The sequence below is a fragment of the Vibrio sp. 1402 genome, from assembly GCF_033340275.1.
Genome location: NZ_JAWOWE010000004.1, coordinates 355,707 through 380,544, shown reverse-complemented (window position 1 = coordinate 380,544; position 24,838 = coordinate 355,707). Strand labels below are relative to the sequence as shown.

The following is a 24,838-nucleotide window of genomic DNA, read 5'->3' as shown; positions in this document are numbered from 1 at the left end:
ATGTTGTTACCGATGAGACAAATTTTCCAAGAAATGGCCGCAGAAAAGCTGAGACTGGGTTTGACCATTCTAGCAGTAGCGTGGGCGACCCTTTGTATCGCTGCTATGTTGGCGGTAGGTGAGGGTATTCGTCAGGGCGTATTGAAAACCGCACAAAATGGTAACGGCAACTTGATTTATTTGACCGGAGGGATGGCCACCGTCGACCACGGTGCTTTTCACCAAGGTAAGTTTCTGACACTAAAAATGGACGATTCAGAGGTTGTTCGAACGTTACCCGATGTAAAAAGCGTTGCGCCAACGGCGAAGTGGAAAGAGCGCATCACCGTTGGTGACAGAAGCTCGTGGCAAGAGCCGTTAGCGGTCACGAGCGAGTTTCAATCCATGACCAATTTGGTGCCGATGGCGGGGGGACGATGGTTAAACCCACTCGATCAAAAAGAGACGCGCAAAGTCGTTGTACTGGGTTATGAACTGGCAGCCGACTTATTCAACCCGAATGAGGACTTTAGTTGGTTTGCGACAGTCACATTGCAAGTCAACCCTGTGGGGAAAAAGGTAAAAATCGGCAATGAGGAGTTCACTGTTGTGGGCGTATTGGAGAAAAACAGCGCCCAAATAGAACTGGGGGATCTTATCAACTATTCCAGCTTTGTGCCGTTAGCGACGTGGAAGCGATTTCATGTCAACGGTGAAATTGGTGGCATCAATGTGCAGCCACAAGCGGATGTAGACCGAGAAGCCTTAGCAAAGACGATCAGGCAAGTGATTGCCCGTAAACACGGGGCAAGTGTCAGTGATGAACAGGTCGTCCAAGTCGATGATATGTTCCTTAAGCAAAAGAGTATGCAGCAGTTTCTGATAGGTTTGCAGAGTTTCCTTGGCATTATCGGCTTCGTGACGTTAGCTGTTGCTGGCGTTGGCATCGCCAATGTGATGTATGCCACCGTAAAGCGATCTACGCGTGATATCGGCGTGCGCATGGCAGTCGGTGCAACTCCAATGGCCATTCGCATGCACTATTTAGTGCAGTCTTTATTGACAATGATGATGGGGGGCGCGCTTGGCTTAGGCGTGACGTACGCGCTGGTGTCTGCCATCAGTTCCATTCCTTTAGAGGGCAATGCCTTTTATGAACAACTGGGTAAACCTGTCCCGGAGTTGTCGTGGGTCGTTGTCGCGATTGTCATCCTCACCTTAGTGATCATTGGTGTGGCATCTGCATGGCTACCTGCAAACCGAGCCGCAAAAGTCAGCCCGTTGGAGGCGCTACAAAGTGAATAACAACAATAACTCTGGAGAGAACATGTCGAACAAGCCGCTTGTTGAGCTGACCAACATCTGTAAATACTACTCAAGCGGGGAGGCGGAAGTTCGCGCGCTAGACAGCGTTGACTTAACCATTAATCAAGGCGAGTTTCTTTCGATTCTTGGCCCGTCCGGTTCAGGCAAATCAACGTTGATGAACATGCTCGGCTGTTTAGATAAGCCCACCGATGGCGAGTACCAACTTGGCGGCCAAAACGTCGCAAGTTTAAGTGCGAATGAGCTGGCTGGCATTCGTAACCAAAAGATCGGATTTGTCTTCCAAAGCTTTAACTTATTGGAATACGCGACGGCGCTTGATAACGTGGCACTGCCGTTGGTTTACTCTGGTATCAAAGCCAAAGAACGTCGCCAGCGCGCAGCTAAATTGCTAGAGCAAGTCGGGCTAGGGGATCGTTTAGACCATAAACCAAACCAGCTTTCTGGTGGTCAAAAGCAGAGAGTTGCGATTGCAAGAGCCTTGGTCAACGATCCGCAAATCATCCTAGCTGACGAGCCAACTGGCGCGCTCGATTCAAAATCTGGTGCTGAGATCGAAGCTCTGTTCAACCAACTCCACGCCGAAGGTAGAACATTGATCATCGTGACGCACGATAACGCTCTGGCAGAGCGCACTAAACGCATCATCATTATCAAAGACGGCAAGGTAATTTCGGATAGGGTGCCGGTAAGTAGGGAGAAATGAGCTTTTCTTAATTGAGAAACTGAGTTTTAAGGGAAATAGCGATACAGAGGCTATCTCCCTTTACTTTTTATTGGCGATGTTCGTTTTGTCTCTCTTTTATCAAGTCATGCTTTTGTTCTTTAAGTAGAGTGATTGCGAGCTTAGTGTCCTCAATCAATTTACTGTTATCGTTGAGATCTTTGCTCTTCAAAGGCAAAACTAGATAATGAATGCTGCCATCTGCATTCTGTACTCCGGTAGCGATGATGACATCACCTTCAGACGCCGTACCAAAATACTCTGATACGATTTTGGTTTCGCTGACACCGTAGCTATCCAAATAGGATGACTCCGTATTGTCAAACAAGATAGGAACCCCTTGCTTGGCTAATGTTCGCAATTGTTTTTGCTTTTGCTCGTCGAATGGATAGTCGGTCGTACTGATGTAACTTACCTGTTCAGCTTCAATAAAATCGTACAGTTCATTGCTCAGTTCATTTAATGGGGCAGATATCCAAGGTGTAGCTGGAATGACGTCGGAAGTATCATCATTGCCACTTTGTGGTGTTGGAGTGGTAACCACCTTTTGAGCAGCATCGCTCTCAGGAGGCGTTACACTTATTGTAGCAGCGTCTTCTGTCTTGATTTGCTCGTCAAGGCTTGCAACAGGTTCGGTCTGGGCATTCTTGTTATTTGAATTAATCAGAAATATGGCGAGTACTGCACCAAGTGCTAGCGCCGATCCAGTCAAGAGGTTTTTGTTACTTGTCATGTGTCATGTCTTACCGTTTATTTCATTAGTAAATACGGCGGCCACTTATTTATTCCGTGGCCGCAGGCTAATAAGTTAGTGGTAGAGATCGTCATTCCAAGAGATAGTTACGGCTCGGCTAGTCTCTGTCCATTGACTGCTATCACGATTTTTCTTCCAGGTATTTTCTGGAGTGGTATACCAGCTACACCAGTCGCGACCAAAGTAGTAATTGGTTTTTCGCCAACCAGCAACCAGCTTGACCTCTGATGTATCTAGGCCATCTTGAATGTCATTTTTTCTATATACGACGCCGACTTGTGGTTTAAAGTCTGAACGCATAACGACAGGTAACTCATTGTAATCAATCAAATTACCCATGTCACAACTGGTCCAACGATACAATAACCAGTCTTTAGCTGGCGTATTATGGCGGATAGTCTTGTTTTCAATTAACCAATTAATGCTTTCGTTAGCTTGGTTAAAATCGGCAACCGTTTGAAACTCTGGCTGGTCGTACGTTACACGGTTGCTCCAGGAGATTCCCCCACTAATATTTGGAGAAGTAGAAGCACTGAATCCAAGGTTAAAATCTAGCGACTCACTGACAGATGCCGTTGCAATGGTGTTTTCTGGAGCATGGCTCATGTGGCGTAAAGGGGCGCCATTTAAATAGCTCAGTGCCAGCTTAAAAGCCGTTGGAACGGTGTAACGGTAATCTCCCCCAGTAGCAAAACCATAGATTTGTTCTTTGTTTGGAACATTAGTCATGTCGAAGCCAGAACCGCCATTTAGGATCAACTTGGCTTCTTTAGCGCCATTTGGTAGCAAAGATTGGTTCCAGACATTTTCTAAAGAATAAATTAAGCGGATTTTTTTCGAGCGTGCATCACCATCATCAAGCTGAAGCAATGTCGAAGTGTAAGATTTCAATGTATCTTCAGCATGTGCTGGTGCTAAAGAACCAAGTAAAGCGAGTGCGATAATACTCGCGGAAAGATGCTGCTTTTCCATTATTTTTTCCTATTAGTCAGCCCATAAAGACTTTTGTTTTAAACCATCTTGATGGGCACTTTATAATTATGGACAGGTTATAAATTCAAGCTCAATAAATGAGCGGTGAAATAGTGCATCTTGTTTTTTATTAAAAAAAGAAAAAGGATAGATTCGTGGGATTAATGTCTCATAGTTTTTAAATTCACCACTCAACTATAATAAATAAGAATTTGGTTATTAAGTCTTGTCTTTTTAAGTTATTGCTTAATTTTAATTTTCTAATGTTGTGTTGAGATTTTCTATTGATAAAAGTGAATTTTATAAATGTTAGCCATGTTATTTTTAGGGTTTTTGTTATACCAAATTAAGTAAAGTATCGTTATGTGGTTATCTCGGGTTTATGGGTTTAATTCAAATTAAAACAGTGGCTTATGTTTTTTTGTTATTATTTTTTAGAGCTTAATGTAATAGTTTAGTGATAAAGTCCGTCAATGAAGTTGCCATGTTCGTGTATGAAGTTATATGTGCTTTTACAGCAGGAAATTAAACTTTACGTTTAAGATGGTAAAGATAGAAAAAGAAATAAATAAGATTATTAAATAATCATGTTTCGAGAATATAAAATGTAACGTACTTCTAATTAAACGAATGCTTGAATAAACGATGGAGTGTGAAAAGTGCTATTTAAGTTACGCTGCCCTATATTCCAGTTGGTGCCTTGTTCATACAATGCGTTTTCTCGGCTTAAACTGGTTTACGTACTGCTAATCTCTTATCCGTTTCTTAATTACACATATTGGCAATATGCTCGCCAAGTTACGTGTATTGGTGTCAATGAAAAACAGTATCTACGATAGCTCTCTCAGGGTTGGAACTGCCACTATGAATTTCCTTCATGTTCAATGTGAAACAATACCAATATTACTCAACTCGTGAAGCAAGTATAAAAAAGGACTGCTCTGGTGTTAGGCACTGCGACGGTCGTTTTTTGTACGAACCGTTCGTCGTAAGTGCTGTGCAACCTAACGATTGGGAAAACCAAAAAACAAAAAATGTCCCCATGCACAGAGTTAGGAAAAGTCTGCTTTATCTAAGGAAATAGGATACCAACTCACGATGAATAACGATTTCACATTTGCTATCAAAAGCATTCGCTTTGATGAGAATTACCAACCATCAGACAACACGCGAATCACTACCAACTTTGCTAATCTGGCTCGCGGAAACTACCGTCGAGAGAATCTGCGCAATGCGCTCCGAATGATCGATAATCGTTTTAATGCGTTGGCATATTGGGATAACGCGCAAGGTGACCGCTACTCAGTTGAACTTGAAATCATCTCTGTTGATATGGATATCCAAGGTAGTGGAGAAGCATTCCCATCGATTGAAGTGCTCAAAACTAACATTGTTGACCACAACACTAACGAGCGTATCGAAGGCATTGTGGGCAACAACTTCTCTTCATACGTGCGTGATTACGACTTTAGCGTTTTGCTGTTGGACCACAACAAAAACCAGCCACAGTTCAGTATCCCAGCGAACTTCGGTGATTTGCATGGCAAACTGTTCAAAGCTTTCGTTAATTCTGAGTCTTACAAACAGCATTTCAAAAAGCTGCCAGTGATTTGTCTGAGCGTATCGGACAACAAGGTATATCGACGCACCGAAAACCAACATCCTGTTTTGGGCTTTGAATATCAGCCGAACGAATCTTCGTTGACGGAGCAGTACTTCAAAAAGATGGGCTTACAGGTGCGCTACTTTATGCCACCAAACAGTGTCGCACCATTGGCATTCTATTTCTTCGGTGACTTGCTGAACGACTACTCAAACCTAGAGCTTATCAGCACGATAAGCACGATGGAGACATTCCAGAAGATTTACCGACCTGAGATTTACAATGCCAACGCGGTTGCCGGTAATTGCTACCAGCCAAACCTAAAAAACCTAGACCACTCGCTAACTCAAATCGTTTACGACCGAGAAGAGCGCAGCCAACTGGCGATTGAACAAGGGAAATTTGCCGAGGAGCATTTCATCAAACCTTATCAATCTGTGCTTGAACAATGGTCTGCAAACTACGCGTAATCGACAACGAGAATCTAGAAAGGAATGACGATGAAAACACTATTACCGACTTCAACGGCTGGCAGCTTACCGAAACCTTCTTGGCTGGCCGAACCAGAAAAACTTTGGTCACCGTGGAAACTGCAAGGTGAAGAACTGATTGATGGCAAACGCGATGCGCTACGTGTCGCTTTGCAAGAACAAGAACTGGCAGGCGTTGATATCGTCAGTGATGGCGAGCAAACTCGCCAACATTTTGTGACGACCTTTATTGAGCATTTAAGCGGCGTAGATTTTGAAAACCGCAAAACGGTGACCATTCGCAACCGTTATGAAGCAAATGTTCCGACTGTGGTTGGCCCAGTAAGCCGCACAAAGCCCGTGTTTGTTGAAGATGCCAAGTTCTTGCGTCAGCAAACTAAGCAACCTATCAAGTGGGCGCTGCCAGGCCCTATGACGATGATCGACACACTTTATGATGATCATTACGGTAGCCGTGAAAAGCTGGCTTGGGAATTTGCGAAGATCCTCAACCAAGAAGCGAAAGAGCTTGAAGCGGAGGGTGTCGACATTATTCAATTCGATGAACCTGCGTTCAATGTGTTCTTCGATGATGTGAACGAATGGGGCATTGCGTGTTTAGAGCGTGCGATTGAAGGGCTGAAATGTGAAACTGCAGTGCACATCTGCTATGGCTACGGCATCAAAGCGAACACGGATTGGAAGCAAACGCTAGGCACTGAATGGCGACAATACGAAGAAATATTCCCTAAATTGCAGCAGTCAAATATCGATATTATCTCGCTTGAGTGTCATAACTCACGAGTGCCTATTGAGTTACTTGAGTTGATTCGCGGTAAGAAGGTGATGGTTGGTGCGATTGACGTCGCTACCAACGAAATTGAAACGCCAGAAGAAGTGGCGAACACACTGCGAGAGGCGTTGAAGTACGTTGATGCCGACAAGCTTTACCCATGTACCAACTGCGGTATGGCGCCTTTGTCTCGTGAAGTATCGACCGCTAAGCTCAATGCGTTAAGTGCGGGTGCGGAGATCATTCGTAAAGAGTTGGTGGGTTGATATTAATACTTAGGCTCCGCACCATGAACTAAAATTAGGGTCATTCTAGCGAGTTTAAATGAGACTAGGAATCGGTTTACTGCTCGCTAGGAAATGACGATAACTTTCGCACTTCAAAGCAGTCGGTGAGTAGATCCTGAATCACGCTCGTCCCTCACTGTTCAGGATGATGGATGTTGGAAGATACATTGCTCGCCATCCCTCAGGTATTAGAGCAGCTCTAAGGTAGGGTCATTCCAGCGAGTCTAGACGAGACTAGGAATCTGATTACAGCACGCTAGGAAATAGCGATAACTTTCGCACTTCAAAGCACTCGGTGGGTAGATCCTGAACCACGCTCGTTCCTCGATGTTCAGGGTGACCGTTTTAAATAAAAATGCCGCTCACAGTAAAGTGAGCGGCATACATTTCCCGTTTCCAGCCTCGGCCAGATTTAATTCAACTCTACGTTCTTAATCTCAGGATGCTTTAGCAACATCACACGAATCCAGTGATGCACCACCCACATCACCATCGCGGTGAGCAGAACCGCAACGAAAATCGAGCTGAAACGGTACAAGATCGAAAAGAACGCGTCTTTTTGTTCTGGCACCAACGAGGTCGTCAGCGGAACCGATAGGGCAGACATGGCAGAAAACGCGATAGCCGCTTTAATTTGCCCCTTTGTGAGCCACAAGCAGAATGGCCCCATTGCAATGGTAAAGGCGAGCCAAAAGAGTAGCCCATGCCCATACCAACTGCCCAATATCAGCTGAACAGCCATCCCTGCGATGCAGCCTAGTGCGGTGCCGATGATGCGAATTTTTGCCATGGCGAGCGAGCCTGCTAAAGTCATTGGGGTTAGGATGATCAAAATGGAAGCTTGTGCGGATAACGAGTCATATAAGTCCGCTACTTGGAATACGATAAACGCCGCCATCGCCACTACCCAACCCATGGCAACTTGGCTGATGTAGTCAATATCGCTTTTCACTGGGGTCGACATCTCAATGTGCTCGGTGGGGGACTTTGGCTCAGGGAACAACCAATACGCGAATGCGCAAACAAAAATATTGCTGAACGCCATCACCCACATGTTGACATTGAACTCTTCAATATCCATGAAGTTATAGCTGGCAAAATTCAACACAATTGAACCCACTAACAGCCCCATGTAACCAAATAAATAGGTTTTCTGGTTCATCATTGCAATACACTTGAACAGCATCATGATTCCGACGGCTACGGTCATTAATGTTGGATGAAACTGCAAGTATTCCAGCAAAAATGTGGCTTGTATGGTTGTCCACACCGCAGAGAAAAACACGATCAATAAAGCCGAAAGGTTAAAGTTGTCCATTCTGCCCAATATAAACAGCGGCATCATGATGGCAAAAAATCCGTAAGACCAACCGAAGATCATGCTTAGCGCGAGCCCTAAAGAGCAGCCGAACCAAATTCGTAAGGTTTTCATTGTCGCCGCCTAGTAAATGAAGTGGAACCAGCTTGCGAGGTGAATCTGTGCTTGCGCCATCAACTGCCAGAAAATGCTGTTGTCTGGGTACAAAACAATGGTAGCGCGAGAGCCGACAAACAGTGCTGGTGGTAACTCATCGCTGCTGGTTAGGTTCACTCGTGTACGCTGCGCATCACGTACCCAGCGGTTGTTCACTTCCACTTTGGTTAGTGCGCCATTAGGCGTTTGTTGTGCGGCTGCTACACCGTAATCGCGGCTAGCTAAATCAAAGTCGTACACCGAACCTGGGTTGGCATCAAATGTGACCAAGGCGTGGAAAGTCTTGTCTACGTTCGCGACGGATTTTTCACGAAAATCAGCGGCTACCCAGAGTGATCCTGTTGGTACAAACGTCAGCAATGGCATGTTGGTGTTTGCCATCGTGCCAACTTCTAGTTGCAGGTTGGTCACGACACCATCACTGGGAGCGAGTACCGCGGTATTTGCCAAATCAAGTTGCGCCTTTTCGATGCCGTTTTTGGCAATTCGAACGGCGGTGCTTTGACCTTTTTGGTCGCCTAATTGCGCCTCAATGACTTTTAAGTTTTGTCGTTCCGCTTTAAGCGCTGCACGTGATACCTGATTTTGGGCAAAGGCATTATCGAGTGTCGATTGAGAGATGACTTTCTGCTTCGATAGTGTCAGTAAGCGGTTGTACTCGCGGTGTGCATTATCAAATGTCGCTCGTGCGCGGGCAATATTGGCAAGAGCGGCTTCGCGTTGAGAATACAGTGTTGCTTCTTTTTCATAGGCGGATTGCAGAGACAGCTCCGCCTGTTCAAGCGCTATCTTGTATTTACGATCATCAATCGTAAACAACACATCGCCTTTTTGAACGGACTGGTTATTCTCGATGAGAACGTCGGTCACTTTACCAGATACCTCGGGTGCGACTTGGACAACGTATCCTTGCACTCGTCCTTCGGTCGTTAAGGGTGCGTGGCGGTCAGCAATGATAATGTACAAAAATAGTACGATGAACAGGACAATCAAAGTTCGCATCCAGTGTTTGAATTTTTGGTCAGCCGTCATTACAAGTTCCGTTAAACATATTGGATAGCGGATTATAGAGAAGTCACTCACAATTCAGTAGAATGATAATACGAACATAAATGACCTAAAAATAGGACAATGAACGTTAGTTTTGATGATATTTACCTATTCACTCAGACGGTGGTTCACGGCGGTATAAGTGCAGCGGCAGAGGCGAATCAACTACAACGCTCAAAAGTTAGTCGTCGCCTGCAAGAATTAGAGAAATCACTCGGGGTACAGCTTTTGATTCGCACAACACGCAGCATTGAGTTGACGGAGCACGGGAAACGCTTGTTTGAGTTGGTGGGGCAGCCTATTGACCATATTCAGCAAGGTTTAAATGCCATGCATGAATATCAACAAGAGCTGACGGGCAAGGTGCGTTTAGCCATTCCTTCCGCATTGATGAGCTCTGCCGCGTTTAACGCGATCATCACCGAGTACACAACGCGGTATCCGGATATTTCGGTCGAGATTGAAAACCATCAAGAGAGTGTCGATCTCAAGCGTCAATCGTTTGATTTGCAGCTTCTTCCGAGCGTGGTCAAAGTCACCGATGACAGCTATGTGCAGTTCAGTCTTTTGCCTTATCGTAGTCACTTTGTTGCGTCAAAAGCCTATCTAGAATCGCATCCGCCAGTAAAAACGGTGGAAGATCTTAAGCAGCATCGCCTTTTAACTAATCGTTACAATGCTGATTTGCTCGATTCAGATCTGCATGTGGCGTTGCGCTCGGACGACCTCAACTTGCTGCGCTCGATGGCGATAGCAGGAAACGGCATCGCGTTTATTCCACAAATTCATTCCAAGCCTGCATTGCGAGATGGTTTGTTGGTCGAGGTGCTGCCTCAATTTGCGCATCCGAAGCAGCATCTTACTCTGATTTATCCCTCGGCCTTATTTCTGCCCAATAAAGTCAAAGCCTTGATTGAACTAATTCGAGAGAAATTTAAATAGTCAGTTCAAACCACTCTTACCTAAGGGCAAATGTGTGAGCGAAGGTCATCTTTCTAGGTTTTATTGCTCTAACATGAAAGGGTTCTGATACATTAACTGTTGCTCAACTTGTTGAGTATGGTTTGTGGTCGCACAAGATAGGAGATGGAAATGTTATCGAAAGGAAACACGGGCCTGATTGTGGTGGATGTTCAGGGCAAACTCGCTACATTAATGCATGAAAGCGACGCACTGATTGAAAATATCACGAAACTGGTAAAGGGCGCCAAAGCACTAGATTTGCCTATTCTGTGGCTAGAACAGAATCCAGAAAGGTTGGGCCCAACCGCGGAGCCGATTCGTGAAGTGCTTGAAAGCACGCATTTACCTATTACCAAGTACACGTTTGATGGTTGCAAAGAGGCGACGTTTAAGGTCGCGGTGGAGAACGCGAAAGTTGATACCTGGTTGGTTTGCGGTATTGAATCCCACATTTGCGTCTATCAAACCGCGGTTTCTCTGCGCCAGTCCGGTTATCGCGTTGAATTAGTCACGGATTGTGTCTCTTCCCGAACCGCTGCCAATAAAGCGCTCGCTCTTGCGAAGTTAACCGCTAACGGTGTGGTGCTCACTGGGTTAGAAATGTGTTTGTATGAAATGGTCGAAGATTGCCGAGCACCTGAATTCAAAGAAATTCTGGCGCTCATCAAATAGTGGAATCACTGTAATCAGCAACAACTTTATTTGAACACGCTATTCAAATTCTCGTTGATATCTTGGCAACATCGACTCGTTGCCAAGTAACCCGCCTTGGTGAATATAAATCACCGTTTTATCTGTGTTCTCTTCCAACCAAGGGGTGAGGCATTGCCACATATACGGGTCGTATAACAGGTCAAATTCGAGGTCGGTTTGCTCAAAGAGTGCTTTCCATGTGATGTAATCTTCTTCGTACAAGCGACCAAAATGGTGTTTGTTGCGCACGGTTAAAATGGTTGGGTGGCTGTTTTCACCGAGCTGGTTGAACTGCTCAGTTAAGTAATCTGCATCGCCTACGCAAGGGCAAGTTAGCACTTCTATGCCGTGTGGGCTTAAATGTTTATGAAGATATAAAGCCGTCGTGCCAGTGCCTGATGGCAGGGCGACCGCAAACTGCTCTTTACCTCTCAATCGCGTCCAATCAAGAATTTCTCGTGCTAACTGTTTGATGCCAGCTTCAGCGAGGTGGGAACGTCCACCTTCTGGAATAAGCAATGTCGATTCATCTAATCTTCGTACCTGGTGGATGTACTCACTAGGGTGGAGTTCGCTACCGATGTCTTGCATGGCGGTGATTTTCATACCCAAATCGAGAGCGCCGCGATAGTTTCCGATGGGGGAGCTTTTTAGCCAAGATGGAATGTGATGAACATAAAACTCAAATGCCCAATCTTTAATCTGGGCGAGAGCCGCTAGCGAGTACATGGCATTAGATTGAGCGGAGCCAAAGCTTATTAACGTGGTGATGTCGGGATTGTGCTCTTCCATTAACGTCATAAACTTACGTGCTTTGTTCCCAGAAAAGTGGGAGTGGAGCATGTCGTCACGTTTAAGGAAAAATTTGTGCCCATTAAAGCTATGTTGGGTGATAGGACTTTCTGAGAGTTTCATGTCGATGCTGACGGAATAAACCGTGTCACCTTTGCCATTTAAAAAGGGCGCGTAGTGTAACGCCATTAAACCCAGATAAAAAGTCTGGGTTTCAGTACAACCATTTCGGTTATTCCTGATGTTTTGACGCGCTTTTACTGGGGCTGTAATGCAATGGCTCGCCTTTCTGCTTCAAGCCACGTAAACTACGCCGCTTATTTCAACTCAATCAGAAGGCTTGGTTTTGCAAACTCTAGAACAATTAAAAACAGGACAATTAGTAGGAACGAAACAACTGAAGTTGGCAGAAGGGCTAACTGAGTTTCCTATGGAAATTTTAGAGCTTGCAGAAACGCTTGAAGTGTTAGATTTGTCTGGTAACGCACTGTCAGATTTACCACCAGAGTTGGAACAGTTGACCAAGCTAAAAATCATCTTTGCTTCCAACAACCAGTTCACCCATCTGCCAGAGGTCTTGGGTAAATTGCCAAACCTTGAGATGGTTGGGTTTAAAACCAACAAGATTAAAGTGGTGAGTGAAGCCTCACTACCAACTCAGTTACGTTGGTTGATTCTGACCGACAACGAGATTGAAGTTCTGCCAAACAGTCTGGGTGAAAGACCACGCCTAAGAAAGCTTGCATTGGCGGGCAATCGCATCAAACAACTGCCAAACAGCATGGAAAACTTGGTCAATTTAGAATTGATTCGTTTATCTGCGAACCAGTTAGAGCACTTCCCGGATGTGTTGATGAAGCTGCCTAAATTGGCATGGTTTGCTTTCGCAGGTAACCCATTCTGCAAACACCCATCTTCGTTAGACAGTGTGCCGAAAGTGACGACAAACAGTTACTCGCTTAATCATGTTCTTGGCCAAGGTGCGAGTGGTGTGATTTCTCATGCTAACTGGACTGACGCTCAATACGACTTCCCGAATGAAGTGGCGGTGAAAGTGTTCAAGGGCGAAGTGACCAGCGACGGCTACCCACATGATGAACTTGAAGCATGTTTGCAAGCCGGGCATCACAACAACTTGGTGAAATCCATCGCGCAAGTGGATGACGGTAATGAGCTTGCTTTGGTGATGGAGCTGATCCCAAACTGTTACTACAACTTGGGTTTGCCACCAACGTTGGAAACTTGCACCCGAGATACATTCCCACAAGGTTTTACGTTGACGGTCGAGCAAGTCAATTCCATTGTTGAGCAGATGGTGGACGTGTTTAATCACCTGCACGACAACAAGGTGTGCCATGGCGATTTGTATGCGCACAATACTTTGGTTAATGAGCAAGGTGAGATGATCTTCGGCGATTTTGGTGCGGCGAGCATTTACGGTTACTTATCGGACGAACAGCAAGCGGCAATCCGAACCATTGAATCTAGAGCGTTGAAGTACTTTATCGAAGATATGTTTTCTGTGTGTGAGGCGTCGGAATCGGCATCGCAAGCATTCAATCGACTAGCAGCGCTTGCAGCATAAGATTTCATTCAATCGAAATTAAAAAGAGGTATCGAATTGCTCGTTTGATACTTAGCAAAGTAGATACCTCTCAATTGAATTAGGCGCTGAGGAAGTTACTCTGATCAAGCCTCTTGATGCTCTGACGCAAGATTAATCACCGCCTCACAACCACCTTCTGGATGTGTACCAATCTTAAATTGCCAGCCATAGCGTTGGCACAAATCGTCCACAATCATCAAACCTAATCCGTGCCCATCAGAATGTGGAATGGTCGAAAAGCCTTCACCTTCATCGCGCACCGAGATGGTGTTTTCATCCATATTGATATGAATTGATCCCGAAGGTGTCGCAGCGATGCCGTTGCGAATCAGGTTGCCAAGAATAATGGTCAACACGGCATTGGTCGCGCGCGTTCTAGGGTTGCCGTCGATCTGTACATCAAAGCTGAGTGCTTTCTCATCCGCCTGAGCTTGGCTTTGGAAGATGATTTGGTTGAGTTCTTCTTCGGTGATGCTGCGCACTGGTGAATCATCTGCATTACGCTCGTAACGTACTAAGCCGAGTAGGGCATCCACCATGGTCGACATCTGCTGCGTTGCATCCTGAATTCGGTGCACTTGGCGGGTTTGGAAATCCGTGTTCGCACTTCTCGCCAGTAAGCTGCTTGAGCCTTTCATCACGGTTAACGGTGTACGCAGTTCATGACTCGCGTATCGTGCAAAGGCTTGCTCGCGCTTGATGACTTGGTTGATTTTGTGGCGGTACTCATTCAACTCATCCGCAAGGGTTTGGAACTCTTTGGCTGAGCCCTCAGGCACACTAAAGGTCTGCGTGGCATCGCCTTGGTGATGATCGAGTTGGATTTTAAGCGCATTGACGGGTTCAATCAGGCGCTGTGATAAACGCAGCAGCAGGCTACCAAACAGGAACACCAGCACGGCGACAATGGACAGCACCATTGCGACGACGAGAATGAATTCCTCTGAGGTGATCTCGATTTCATCAATCAAGGAAACCAGAATCACCGGATGCTCAACGCCTTTATAGGTGTAAGTGCTCATGTAAACCATGCGCGAGTATTCACCGTCTTCTACTTCATCAAGAAAGTGCTTTTGACCAATCAAGTATTTTTGGTAGCGCTCGGCAACCAATGAGATGTCGTTGTATGCGGTGGTGAGCAGGTCAAGCTGAATACTGCCTTGCTCTGGGTGGGACTGGAAATGTTCAATCGCTTCTTTTTTGTCGACCATAATACGACGCTCGCCCACGCGGTCTTCAGACCAAAGCAGGGAGCCGGTAATCAACAAAAAGCAGAAGATGCCAATCACGACCGACACAAAAGAGAAAAACAGAGCGAGTCGCCCTGTCATACTTTGTGTGCTTTGCGTGCTGGCAAGTAAGCGATTTATCATGCACCTGTCTCCAAGCGGAAGCCAACTTTCGGTACGGTGATCAGCACATGTTGTTCAAATGGCTTATCAAGTTGGTTGCGAAGTTGGTAAATGTGGCTGCGCAGAACGTCGTTGTTCGGCTCGTTCTCTTGCCAAAGTTGGAAGGCGATTTCTTCGCGTGTCACTACGTCTGGCGCGCTTTTCACAAGCATTTCCAGAATGGTGTAAGTGGTTGGGTTTAGCGCTAGCAGTTTATCTTGGCGGTAAGCTTTACGTGTTTTTTGGTCGATAGAAACTTCACCGTATTCCAACTTACTCGATGCGACAGTGCCACGGTAACGGCGGATCAGTGCCATCATACGCGCTTCTAGAATATCCAGATCGAAGGGTTTGGTCAGATAGTCATCGGCACCGTGTTGGAAGCCTTTGAGCATATCGTCACGGCTATCGAGCGCCGTCAGCATAAGTACCGGTGTGTTGTTGCCCGCGTCGCGAAGTTTATTACACATGGTCAGGCCATCCATGCGTGGCAGCATGAGGTCGAGCAAGATGATGTCGAAGGTGTTTTCCATCGCCAGCTTCAGGCCGAGCTCGCCGTTGTCTGCATAATCGAGTTCCATACCTGCACACTCAAAATAATCGAACAGCATGCCTGCGATTTCTCGATTATCTTCGACTAAAAGTACGCGTTTCATGTATTTCTCTCCAAGTGGGCGGGTTTTCGAAAATAAGACTTCGTCTTAACCGAACATTATTCACTAAGAACGTGAAAAAGATGTCAACAACATCTCTTTCACATTGATGTTTGTAGACTGGATTCATTCATCGGATTTAGTGGAAGAGTAGCATGTCAACCTTTAACATTCACTCTGCAACCTTTTCAAAGGTGAGCCAACACACTGAGCCTAAAACAGTTTTGTCTGTTGTGGTGCCATTCTTTAACGAGCAAGAAGTCTTGCCTGAATTTCATCGTCGTTTAGCCACCGTTTTGGATGAAATGCCAGAGCGTTGCGAAATCGTTTATGTGGACGACGGTAGCAAAGACGACAGCCTAATGATCGCGCAAAACTTTTCTCAATCTTCTAGCGACGTTCGTTGTATTGCACTAAGCCGTAACTTCGGCAAAGAGTCCGCCATGAGTGCGGGGCTGGAACACTGCCAAGGTGAAGCGGTGATCGTGATTGATGCTGACTTGCAAGACCCGCCGGAGTTAATCCCGCAAATGGTATCAAAATGGCGTGAAGGGTATGACGTGGTGAACATGCAGCGCAGTGAACGCCACGGCGAAACTTGGTTCAAACGCTTCTCGGCCGCTTGCTTTTACAAAGTGCTTAATAGCATGGCGAAATTGGATGTGCCGGAGAATGTGGGCGATTTCCGTCTACTGAGCGCAAAAGTGGTCAAACACATCAATGCGCTGCCAGAGCGTAACCGATACATGAAAGGCATTTTCTCTTGGCCGGGTTTCAAGCAAGTGACGGTTCAGTTTGAGCGTGACGCTCGTTTCTGTGGTGAAACCAAATGGAACTACCTCAAGCTGATTGGCCTTGCAATGGATGGCATTACCTCGTTTTCCATTCGTCCTTTGCGCTTAGCGACACTTGCTGGTGCGCTAGTGGCGTTCAGTGCCTTTATCTATGGCGCATTCATTGTGATGAAAACCGTTGTGTTTGGTGAGCCTGTCACTGGGTACCCATCCATGATGGTCGTCCAACTTGCATTGGGCGGTGTGCAACTGCTGTCGATTGGCCTTTTGGGCGAATACATTGGCCGCATTTTTGTCGAGACCAAGCAACGTCCTCTTTATCTTGTTCAGTCTGTTTACGAGCAGCCTGCAAAACATCAATCCATCCAAACCATGAAGTTTAAATTGGGAGAAACCGCGTAATCATGAGTATTAATAAAACCCATCTGTGGTTGTTGTTGGCGTTTGCTCTTTTACTCCGTCTTATTTCACTTGCCGCTTACCCTTTGATGGACACCACGGAAGCCCGCTACGGCGAAATGGCGCGCTTAATGGTGGAAACCGGCAATTGGCTTACCCCACAGTTTGATTACGGCGTGCCTTTCTGGGGGAAGCCCCCCCTGTTCACTTGGATGAGTGCTTATGGCATTGAGCTGTTTGGATTGAATGAATTTGCAGTGCGCGCACCTCATTGGTTGGCGGGGGTTGCGACAATTGTTTTTGTTGCTTTCATGGCGCATCGCGCAGGCTTTAATGCTGTCATCGCAGCGTTGGTATTGGCGACGTGTGGCATCTTTTCAATCGCGGCGGGCGCGGTGATGACAGACATGGCACTGACGTTGGCAATGACCATGGCGATGGTCGGTTTTTACTATTGCTGGCTTGGTAAAGACAAACACGACCGATTGTGGGGTTACCTCGGTTTCTTTGGCTTGGCTTGTGGGCTGTTAGCAAAAGGTCCAGTGGCGATCGTGATCATGGGCATCGCAGTATTTCCTTGGCTCGTGATTCAGCATGGTTTCTTTGGTGCCTTCAAAGCCTTGTGGCAGCGTTTTCCAATTGTGTCGGGGTTGGCGCTCATGCTGGCGATTGCTCTACCGTGGTACATCATGGCAGAAATGGCGACGCCTGGATTTATTGATTACTTCATTGTTGGCGAGCACTTTAAGCGTTTTGTTGTCAGCGGTTGGGAAGGGGACCTGTATGGCTCTGCTCATGATCAACCACGTGGGATGATCTGGGTATTCTGGCTGCAGTCGGCTGCGCCTTGGTCAATCGTATTGCCTATCTTGGCGTGGAAACGTCGTAAGGTGCTCAAAGCCATTGAAACCGATCATCAAGGTCTATTTAGCTTCCTGATGTGTTGGCTGATTTCACCAATGATCTTGTTCACCATGGCTGGGAATATTTTGCCTGCTTACGTGCTACCGGGTGTGCCTGCATTGGGTATCTTGATTGCAATGCTGGTGGATAAACACGATTTCAAATGGCTGACCGGAACGGCAGCGGTGTTGCCAGCCCTGCTTATGATTGCGATGTTGGTTTTGAATATGGGCAAAGCAGATAGCCGCAGCGACCGCATAATCTTCGCGCAAATTAATGATAATGCTCCGGTCTTCTACATTGGTAAGCGCCCGTTTTCAGGCCAGTTCTATAGTCATGGTCAGGCGAAAAAGCTTAAACATAAGAATGACTTAAACAATCTGAAGAAATTCCACCTGATTGGTAAATCGCAGCAAGTGGATAGCATGATTCATGAAAATGCGTTGAGTTGTACCAACGAGTTCACAGCAAAATCGAAACGCTCACTCTACACCTGTGTGGTTGGATAGCGGAATGCGCAAATTACCAAAGTTTGCTTCGTCAGAAAGGTATGCTTCGTTAACAAGGTTTGCTCTGGTAGGTGGTGTCGGCTTTATGGTCGACACCCTTATCTTTTCTGTGTTGTTCCATTGGTTTGGTCTGGATCTGATGTTGGCTCGTGGGATAGCATTTTTATTTGCGGCAACCACGACTTGGCTTGGTAATCGTTGGCTGACTTTCTCTCAAGCAGAAAAAACCAACCCTTTCGCTCAATGGAAAAAGTCTATGATGAGTGCCTGTATCAGTGCTTTGCCGAATTTTATTGTGTTTAAAGGCGTAACGCTCGCGCTAGGAACGCAAGGAATGATGGTCTATTTGGCTTTGAGCTTAGGCATATTGGCAGGCATGATGAGTAATTATTTGCTCAGTGCAAAATGGGTGTTTAGTAGAGGATAGAAAGGTTCGGGCTTACTCTCCTATCCTCGAGTTAAAAATTCGTTATTTGAACCAATTTTTCTTTTTGTACATCAGAGTAAACCTAAAGCTTTTCATGGGGGATGTAAAAAGGTAAATAAGCCAAGGTTTATACCTTGGCTGCCGTTAGTTCAGATTTTGATTGTTCGATTTCAGATTCCGTTTGCCACTTGCCGTTGTAAAGGTATTCACGCTCAGGAAGTGGGGCATTTGACGCCCTTAAATCAAATACCTCTTCGGTTTGATATTCTCTACTACAAACTGGAATACTAAAGAGCCTTGATTCTGGCTTTGCTTCAAACAGCTTTTTATGATCATCGACCTCTTTACAATCCAGTTTGTAGACCTCTGACAGTTGCGTGACCATGGATTCTAAATCCGCTTCAGTTTTAAAGAAAACATAACAATCTGATCTATCTTGTGAGCGAAAGATAGTCTTATGAGCAGTATCTCGATATCTGCATATGTCATGCTTAAAATAGAACTGGATCACTTTCCTTTTTTTATTGTAGTCCGCAAACAGCCAATCCTCACGCTCTCCGATTCTCACTTCTGTTGGTTCATCTGGTTGGCGTTTAAGCATTTTAAAGGAGACTAATATAAAAGCACCTGCACCTGCTAACGCCATCGGGCCAACCATCGCTACCATCACCACACATACCACTGCACCTATCCAGCCAACGGCTTGCATGGCGGTATTCACCCACTTAGGCATGTTGCGACGTTTCTTCATCACAAAGCCTTTGTCAGAAAAAATATAGTCATAGCGATAGTCGAGGCCAATCGTAAGGTAAAAGGCTCCAGACACCATCACCGATAAAATAAAAGAAAAAATAGTTACGTCAACCGTGTCACTCGTATGTATAAACAAAGTTAATAGGAATGGGGCGATCACAAATGGAAACGCAAAAAGTTTAAAGTAATAGCGAAATGGTTCCTCTACATCATACTTATGCCATGTTCTGACGTTATCGCCTGCGAGTATTTCTTGCTCTTGTGCCTCTTGATAAACTGCCAACTCTTCTGGGGTGACGTAAAATGGTGAATATGCCAAGAACTAATCCTTATTTATAAGTGGATAAAGATTATCCGAGTCTTCTAGTTGCTGTAATGTTTTTGGTGTGATGCAAAGAGATTCTTCTCTAGCAAACTTAGTTGCGAAGAATGGTAGGTAGCCTTCGGGGGAACGAGAGCACTCTTTCAGTCCAGCATTGTCATATCGTGTTTGATAAATCCAAGGGGTAATTAGAGTCAATACGATAGAAACAGCAAGAGAACCTAAGATCAAATATTGTAAGCCGTTTCCATATACTTGATCCCAGCGTTTCTTTTTAAATGCAAAAAACAAAGCACTGATTAACCCTCCAAGTAATACGAAGCCAAATGGAATCATCGCTAAGTCAAACCTTGAGTAAACCGCAACGTCTCCAATTTGGGAAGTTAGCGCTGAGATTTTTTGATATCCAAAGTAAAAACAGAAGCTCGTTAAGCCAGCAAGGAGCAATAAACCACTTAAATACATAAATTGACTAACCAGAAGTTTAGGCTTGGTTTGTGTACCTTATGTTTTTGCATTCTCAAAAACATAAGGTACGGGGGCAGGTTGATACCTGGAGCCCTTTTTTTAGTGCTTGTTGTGAACTATAAAACGGAAGTAGCTTGCTGTTCACCTGCCGCTTTTAAGCGTTCGATTTCAGATTCCGTTTGCCACTTGCCGTTGTAAATACGTCGCCATTCAGGAAGTGGGGCGTTTTTAGCTCTCAGGTCAAAGGTATCGGCTACCGGAAATTCAAGGCTGCGAGAAGGGATATCTTCAATTCGAGGTTCAGGTCTTCCTTCAAAAAACGCTTTATGGTCTGGAAAATCAATACATTCAATGTCGTATTTGTTTGAAAGGGTCTCTAGCATTGCATCTAGGTCTTGAACAGTCCTAAAGAATATGTAGCTATAACCACGAGTTTGAGCTCTGAAGATGGTATGCTTCTCTAGGCTCCATTTAGAACACTCGTCATACTTGTGGTAGAAGCGAATCACTTTACGCTTTTTGTTGTAGTAGGCGAACAGCCAATCTTCTGTCTCTGCTACTCGAACTTCCGTAGGTTCGTCAGGCTGACGATTTAGCATACGAAATGAAACCAGTATAAACCCTCCAGCACCGACAAGAACCATGGGCCCAGCAATACCTACCATTACTACACAAACTATAGCACCAACCCAGCCCATGACCTGCGTTGCTGAGTTTACCCAATTAGGTAAATCACGTCGCTTTTTTATCACTAAGCCGTTGTCGGACAAGGTGTAGTCATAGCGATTGTCTAAACCAAAAGTCAAATAGGACACTCCAGACATGATTATCGTCAGACCCGATAAAATGTAAGTTAAGATCATTTCACTACTATCATGTAGGAAATAGGTAAGGAAAAATAATGGGCTAACTGCGGCTATAGCAATCGATAAATATAAGTATCGAAAAGGTTCCTCAATATCGTGCTTGTGCCAGGTTGCAAGATCTTTCCCCTTTAGAATTTGTTGCTCTTGTTCTTCTTGGTAGGCCGAAAGTTCGTCTGGCGTGATGTAAAAAGGTAAATAAGCCAAGGGTTACTCCTGTAAGCTAAGTTCACTAGCATCAGAAGTTAATGAACTTCTGATCGTTGCTTGTTTAGTATTGTCTGAAATCGCCGTATAAGTTGCACGCTGTTTTGCATTATTTTGGAACCAGTACTTACGGCTTAATTCGTTTTTATCATCAAGGATGTATTCAATCTCAAATGCTAGATAGTTAGCTGAGTCTTTCATTGGTAAAGTTAATTTATAGACGCTTTGAGAATCTGAGGAATCCGTTGAACTATTCAACGTTTCTAGATTTACTCCAGTGTACCAAGCTCCCGACATCAGTCCCTCCTCTGTTACAGAAGTATTTGTCCGAAGTTTTATGCCATCTCTTGCATTATTGGTGGGAACTTGGATATGTAGCTCAATACCAAACAATTCTTGTTTTGCTGCTGGGTACTGTGTTGATGAATTCGGAACGGTACGCATCATTGGTGTTTGGCAGATTAAAGGTTTATCCATTATGGTTTTTAACTCAAAAAGGGCCTCTTGTACTAAAGAAGAATTATGCTTTTCTCTCTTTACCAAGCTTGAGGATTGACTCCAACGTGCTTTATCTGGGTGATAGCCCCAAGGAAGTTTATCTAACCATTTTTGATAATCGTCTTGTTTAAGTTTACTCATGATATGATTACTAAGAAGGTAAACCGCAGTGAGTCCCATAATGACAAACATTACTGGTCCTCCAAAGAGAACGTTTGCCGACCATATACCTGTTATTCCACCAATGGCCTGAAAGGCACCAACGACCGTTAATCCGGCCAACGAAGAAAAGTTAAAATACCCAGCGATTCTTGCATCTCTTTCTAGGTCATCGATGCTATTTAAAACACGATAAGCCTCTATTCCTGACGCTAGTGCACCTATGATCCCAGTAACTGCAAGCCATTTATTGAAGGTTTTTATGTCGTCTATTATTAGGTGCTCGAAACCATCGGCTTGATCTGCAATTAGCTTTTTAAGCCTTATCCGTGAGTGTGCTCTGAGTTGGGCTTCACCTTTCACGCTATCCCATAGCTTACCGGTGCGAATTCCCGTCCAAGCGTTTACTGTATAAAAAAGCTTTTGCTGAATATCCAAAAATTCATCTGAGGACATTAACCCCGTGTCTTGGATACTACTCATGGCATCACCAAGCGCGATGCAGTTGAATATTAGTGCTAAAAAGCCTAGGCCACCTGCATTCTCGAACAGTTTATTCAAATCATCGAGCTTATTCATAGCGATCCGAGTTCTAAGCTCGACGGTTCTTTGCGGTAGATCATCGGGTAATTCAATATATTGTGGGTACTCCAATGTAGTTACAGCGAGTGCCTTCTTAATTCTCTTTTTATTTTTTAAAGCTGTTGTGTATTTAGAGTCGGCTTTGCGGTTGTTTTTCTGGAAGTCAGCAATGACCGCATCGTTTTTCTTGAGCTCACTTAGGTAATCATTTACGCGTGTTTTCCATTTTTTAAAATCGCGAGCGTAGCTTTCATTTACAGTCACCGGCATATTGTGTGCCATATGCTCTGCAATAACGGCTAACAAATAATAGCTCTGACGGTTCAGAGGTTTAGCGAAAACAGGCATCAGTAAAATCGATGCTTGTGAAGTCATGCTAACGCCAAACTCTAAAACTCCTTTTGCAAGTGCACCTATTGCAGATTTAAAGATAATGTCCAGCTCTTGGAAACCTTTGGCGATATCCTTGAGAAAGTCCGTTTCCGCAGTGTTTGGGTTGGAAACAAAGTCCATGATCTTAGAGTACATATTCACGCGGTTGCTTGTATCAGATATCTGGTCCATCAACTGATTATCAGGTTCAGGATTGTCTGAGACGATCGACTGTTCATCAAGCGCCTCTGTAATATTCTTCTCCATCACTTTAAATAAACTACGACTAAACCCTGAGGCATAGAGAGCAAGTAAACTGGTTGGTTTTTCCCATTGGCTTTCAGCCCACTGTCGGTCTTCTTCTTGCATCACCAGAGTAAATGACTCAACGGCTTGCTTGTGCAGTTGATACAAGCTGTACTGCGTGTCTTCGCTGTATAGGTCGAAGGTTCTCTCAAGATGATGAGGTGTCAAAGATTCCATTACAGCAATAAAGTCGCGTTTGACCGAAACCACTTGGGCTAGCATGGTTTCTTTTTGTTCTGACAGCTCTTGCATCTCGCTCAGCATTTGCTTCCAGTTGAGCTGCTGACGCCAGCGTTCAGTCGCTATCCATTGTTCGTATTTACCAAAACGGCTCGCAGAAATTCGATATTTGTCCTGTATCGCTTTAGCAATGTCACTTTGGGTATGTTGGTGTGATTCAATCGCTCCAGCGGAAAATTTAGCAGGATAGCCGGACTGAACTGAGCTTTTGTTCTGCTCTGCCAAATTAAGTTGGTGAGAGGAGTCATAATAGTCAGCCATGTCGGTATAAAACGACAGCTCTTCGCCGTTACGCTTAACGCTAGCTGGCATGTCTATCTCGTCACTTGATCCAAACATACACAGTTGCATGGCAGTCTGCATCAAGTTCCACTGGTTTGAAAACTGGTCAGTGAAAAGGCGGTAAGGGCTTGCGGCACCAACAAAATGCAGTGACATATCTTGAATGTCTGCGGCGTAATCTTTTATCGCGACGAAGTAGCCTGATTCTTCTTCTGGAATCGCAGAGGTTAAATCGCTTTCGACTGCGACAGGTTTAAAGACAGAACCATCTTCATCTGCTTTGGTGGCGATGCCAGAATCCGCAAAGCGACCATCATCGACGGCAGAAGATTCAATATCAGCGACTTGGGTTAACTTATCTATTGGTGCAATGTTGTGCTGATTCTCGTTTGAGGACAGAACAATGGTTTGCATGCGATCGATATGATTACTCGGATTGTTAAGTACGCGCATGAACGTGTGCCATGTCCACCGGTGCTCAGAGAAGCAAATTGATAGTACGCTTCCGTTGACGTAAGTAAGGAAGGGCTTTGCATCTTGTGGTGTCCCACGCTGCTCTGATTTTGGGCTTTCTGATTCTCCCAACTTATAGAGCGTGAATTGCGTTCCTTTGATTTCGTATTCGTCTAAGCTTTTGTTGATTGCATCATACACATACAGCCAACCGTCGCGCAGTTGACGCAGGGTGTAACCAACGGTATTGAGTTTGGCTGGGCCTTGGCCTTTCCATTCTTCAGGCAAACCAAAAGGTTGTGTCTCTTCTGTTTCTAGCTGATCGATGGCATAGCGGACTGGGATAAAGTGCGCAGGTGATGCTTCCGTTGCTTCCTTCTCAGTTTTTAAATTGAGAGGCTCTGGTTCAGACGGCGGTGGCGGATCGATTTTTTTTGTTTCTCCCTCCCAAAACATACTGCGCTCTGGGGGTGAGCCAGCAAGATCATCGGATTCCGTGGTTGGAACGATATTCAGCGATTTCAGTGTACCATCGCTTTCAAATGCCTGAACGGCCTCCTCATAGGTATAGCTGTTGTCATACCAGAACATAGAAGTTTTTGGGGGAAGTGGATTATTCATCGTTAGCCCATGTTTAAGAGTTTTATTCTATTACGCAAATATCGCACCAAAATAAAGCAATTAAAAATCAATGAGTTAGATTTTTATGGTTTTGCTTCAATCAAATAATTGTTTGTTTTTCCAATAAGTTGGTTGGTGTTTACCATTTTT

At 45.0% G+C, this 24,838-nt stretch carries 21 protein-coding genes; 10 read left to right on the top strand and 11 right to left on the bottom strand.

The genetic code is table 11. From position 1 onward, the window contains the following. Nucleotides 1-1,284: an ABC transporter permease gene (locus tag R7044_RS10760; protein ID WP_205390942.1), complete on the top strand. Its 1,284-nt coding sequence runs from the start codon at nucleotides 1-3 to the stop codon at nucleotides 1,282-1,284. A gap of 22 nt (nucleotides 1,285-1,306) precedes the next feature. Beyond that, nucleotides 1,307-2,011: an ABC transporter ATP-binding protein gene (locus R7044_RS10755; protein WP_205390941.1), complete on the top strand. Its 705-nt coding sequence runs from the start codon at nucleotides 1,307-1,309 to the stop codon at nucleotides 2,009-2,011. A 67-nt stretch (nucleotides 2,012-2,078) separates the two neighbouring features. Here the strand turns inward: R7044_RS10755 and R7044_RS10750 are convergent, their stop codons facing one another. Next, on the bottom strand, nucleotides 2,079-2,762 hold the full coding sequence (locus R7044_RS10750; protein ID WP_225455563.1) for a topoisomerase I: 684 nt from the start codon (nucleotides 2,760-2,762) through the stop codon (nucleotides 2,079-2,081). A gap of 75 nt (nucleotides 2,763-2,837) precedes the next feature. Next, nucleotides 2,838-3,755, bottom strand: a complete 918-nt coding sequence (locus R7044_RS10745; protein ID WP_005376731.1) for a leukocidin family pore-forming toxin — start codon at nucleotides 3,753-3,755, stop codon at nucleotides 2,838-2,840. A 1,098-nt stretch (nucleotides 3,756-4,853) separates the two neighbouring features. On the opposite strand from R7044_RS10745, the gene R7044_RS10740 reads away from it, so the two are divergent. Together R7044_RS10740 and R7044_RS10735 are read left to right on the top strand one after the other, a co-directional pair. Further along, a complete protein-coding gene (locus tag R7044_RS10740) occupies nucleotides 4,854-5,828 on the top strand; it encodes a DUF1852 domain-containing protein (protein ID WP_017636059.1) in 975 nt (324 codons plus the stop codon). A 30-nt stretch (nucleotides 5,829-5,858) separates the two neighbouring features. After that, nucleotides 5,859-6,887, top strand: coding sequence for a methionine synthase (locus tag R7044_RS10735; RefSeq protein ID WP_033905704.1), 1,029 nt, complete (start codon nucleotides 5,859-5,861; stop codon nucleotides 6,885-6,887). A 433-nt stretch (nucleotides 6,888-7,320) separates the two neighbouring features. On the opposite strand, the gene R7044_RS10730 is transcribed toward R7044_RS10735, so the two are convergent. Continuing rightward, nucleotides 7,321-8,340: a DUF2955 domain-containing protein gene (locus R7044_RS10730; protein WP_213876393.1), complete on the bottom strand. Its 1,020-nt coding sequence runs from the start codon at nucleotides 8,338-8,340 to the stop codon at nucleotides 7,321-7,323. 9 nt (nucleotides 8,341-8,349) lie between these two features. Further along, on the bottom strand, nucleotides 8,350-9,414 hold the full coding sequence (locus R7044_RS10725; RefSeq protein WP_047103347.1) for an HlyD family secretion protein: 1,065 nt from the start codon (nucleotides 9,412-9,414) through the stop codon (nucleotides 8,350-8,352). Nucleotides 9,415-9,513: 99 nt separating this feature from the next. Here R7044_RS10725 and R7044_RS10720 point away from each other — a divergent pair, with 99 nt between their 5' ends. Continuing rightward, the gene (locus R7044_RS10720; protein ID WP_005494676.1) at nucleotides 9,514-10,374 is read left to right on the top strand and encodes a LysR family transcriptional regulator; all 861 of its coding nucleotides are present in this window, start codon (nucleotides 9,514-9,516) and stop codon (nucleotides 10,372-10,374) included. 150 nt (nucleotides 10,375-10,524) lie between these two features. Beyond that, on the top strand, nucleotides 10,525-11,067 hold the full coding sequence (locus R7044_RS10715; RefSeq protein ID WP_005457944.1) for a hydrolase: 543 nt from the start codon (nucleotides 10,525-10,527) through the stop codon (nucleotides 11,065-11,067). Nucleotides 11,068-11,106: 39 nt separating this feature from the next. Here R7044_RS10715 and R7044_RS10710 read toward each other — a convergent pair whose 3' ends face one another. Further along, complete coding sequence (locus R7044_RS10710) at nucleotides 11,107-12,003, bottom strand: 1-aminocyclopropane-1-carboxylate deaminase/D-cysteine desulfhydrase (protein ID WP_225455575.1); 897 nt, start codon at nucleotides 12,001-12,003, stop codon at nucleotides 11,107-11,109. Between the two features lie 223 nt (nucleotides 12,004-12,226). Here R7044_RS10710 and R7044_RS10705 point away from each other — a divergent pair, with 223 nt between their 5' ends. Next, nucleotides 12,227-13,465, top strand: a complete 1,239-nt coding sequence (locus R7044_RS10705) for a leucine-rich repeat-containing protein kinase family protein (RefSeq protein ID WP_064354152.1) — start codon at nucleotides 12,227-12,229, stop codon at nucleotides 13,463-13,465. A 104-nt stretch (nucleotides 13,466-13,569) separates the two neighbouring features. On the opposite strand, the gene R7044_RS10700 is transcribed toward R7044_RS10705, so the two are convergent. Then, on the bottom strand, nucleotides 13,570-14,859 hold the full coding sequence (locus R7044_RS10700) for a sensor histidine kinase (protein ID WP_205390937.1): 1,290 nt from the start codon (nucleotides 14,857-14,859) through the stop codon (nucleotides 13,570-13,572). Beyond that, the gene (locus R7044_RS10695) at nucleotides 14,856-15,533 is read right to left on the bottom strand and encodes a response regulator transcription factor (protein ID WP_005389368.1); all 678 of its coding nucleotides are present in this window, start codon (nucleotides 15,531-15,533) and stop codon (nucleotides 14,856-14,858) included. The genes R7044_RS10700 and R7044_RS10695 overlap by 4 nt, the downstream gene beginning before the upstream one ends. 152 nt (nucleotides 15,534-15,685) lie before the next feature. Between R7044_RS10695 and R7044_RS10690 the strand changes: the two genes are divergently transcribed. From R7044_RS10690 to R7044_RS10680, 3 genes are read left to right on the top strand one after another with little or no spacing between them, the layout of a single operon-like run. Further along, entirely contained in the window at nucleotides 15,686-16,726 is a 1,041-nt protein-coding gene (locus R7044_RS10690; RefSeq protein ID WP_182016752.1) for a glycosyltransferase family 2 protein, read from the top strand. Nucleotides 16,727-16,728: 2 nt separating this feature from the next. Then, on the top strand, nucleotides 16,729-18,135 hold the full coding sequence (locus R7044_RS10685; protein ID WP_182016750.1) for an ArnT family glycosyltransferase: 1,407 nt from the start codon (nucleotides 16,729-16,731) through the stop codon (nucleotides 18,133-18,135). Nucleotides 18,136-18,139: 4 nt separating this feature from the next. Then, nucleotides 18,140-18,562 carry a GtrA family protein gene (locus R7044_RS10680; RefSeq protein ID WP_053306596.1) on the top strand — a complete coding sequence of 141 codons (423 nt, stop codon included), beginning with the start codon at nucleotides 18,140-18,142 and terminating at the stop codon, nucleotides 18,560-18,562. Nucleotides 18,563-18,689: 127 nt separating this feature from the next. On the opposite strand, the gene R7044_RS10675 is transcribed toward R7044_RS10680, so the two are convergent. The 4 genes from R7044_RS10675 to R7044_RS10660 all read right to left on the bottom strand — a co-directional run bounded on the left by R7044_RS10675 (nucleotide 18,690) and on the right by R7044_RS10660 (nucleotide 24,688). After that, entirely contained in the window at nucleotides 18,690-19,634 is a 945-nt protein-coding gene (locus tag R7044_RS10675; protein ID WP_171344315.1) for a hypothetical protein, read from the bottom strand. A 3-nt stretch (nucleotides 19,635-19,637) separates the two neighbouring features. After that, nucleotides 19,638-20,102 (bottom strand): DUF2079 domain-containing protein, encoded by a 465-nt coding sequence (locus R7044_RS10670; protein WP_182016748.1) that lies wholly within the window; start codon nucleotides 20,100-20,102, stop codon nucleotides 19,638-19,640. 119 nt (nucleotides 20,103-20,221) lie between these two features. Then, nucleotides 20,222-21,175: a hypothetical protein gene (locus tag R7044_RS10665; RefSeq protein ID WP_182016746.1), complete on the bottom strand. Its 954-nt coding sequence runs from the start codon at nucleotides 21,173-21,175 to the stop codon at nucleotides 20,222-20,224. Between the two features lie 3 nt (nucleotides 21,176-21,178). After that, nucleotides 21,179-24,688, bottom strand: a complete 3,510-nt coding sequence (locus tag R7044_RS10660; RefSeq protein WP_225455562.1) for a T6SS effector BTH_I2691 family protein — start codon at nucleotides 24,686-24,688, stop codon at nucleotides 21,179-21,181. Nucleotides 24,689-24,838: the final 150 nt, after the last annotated feature.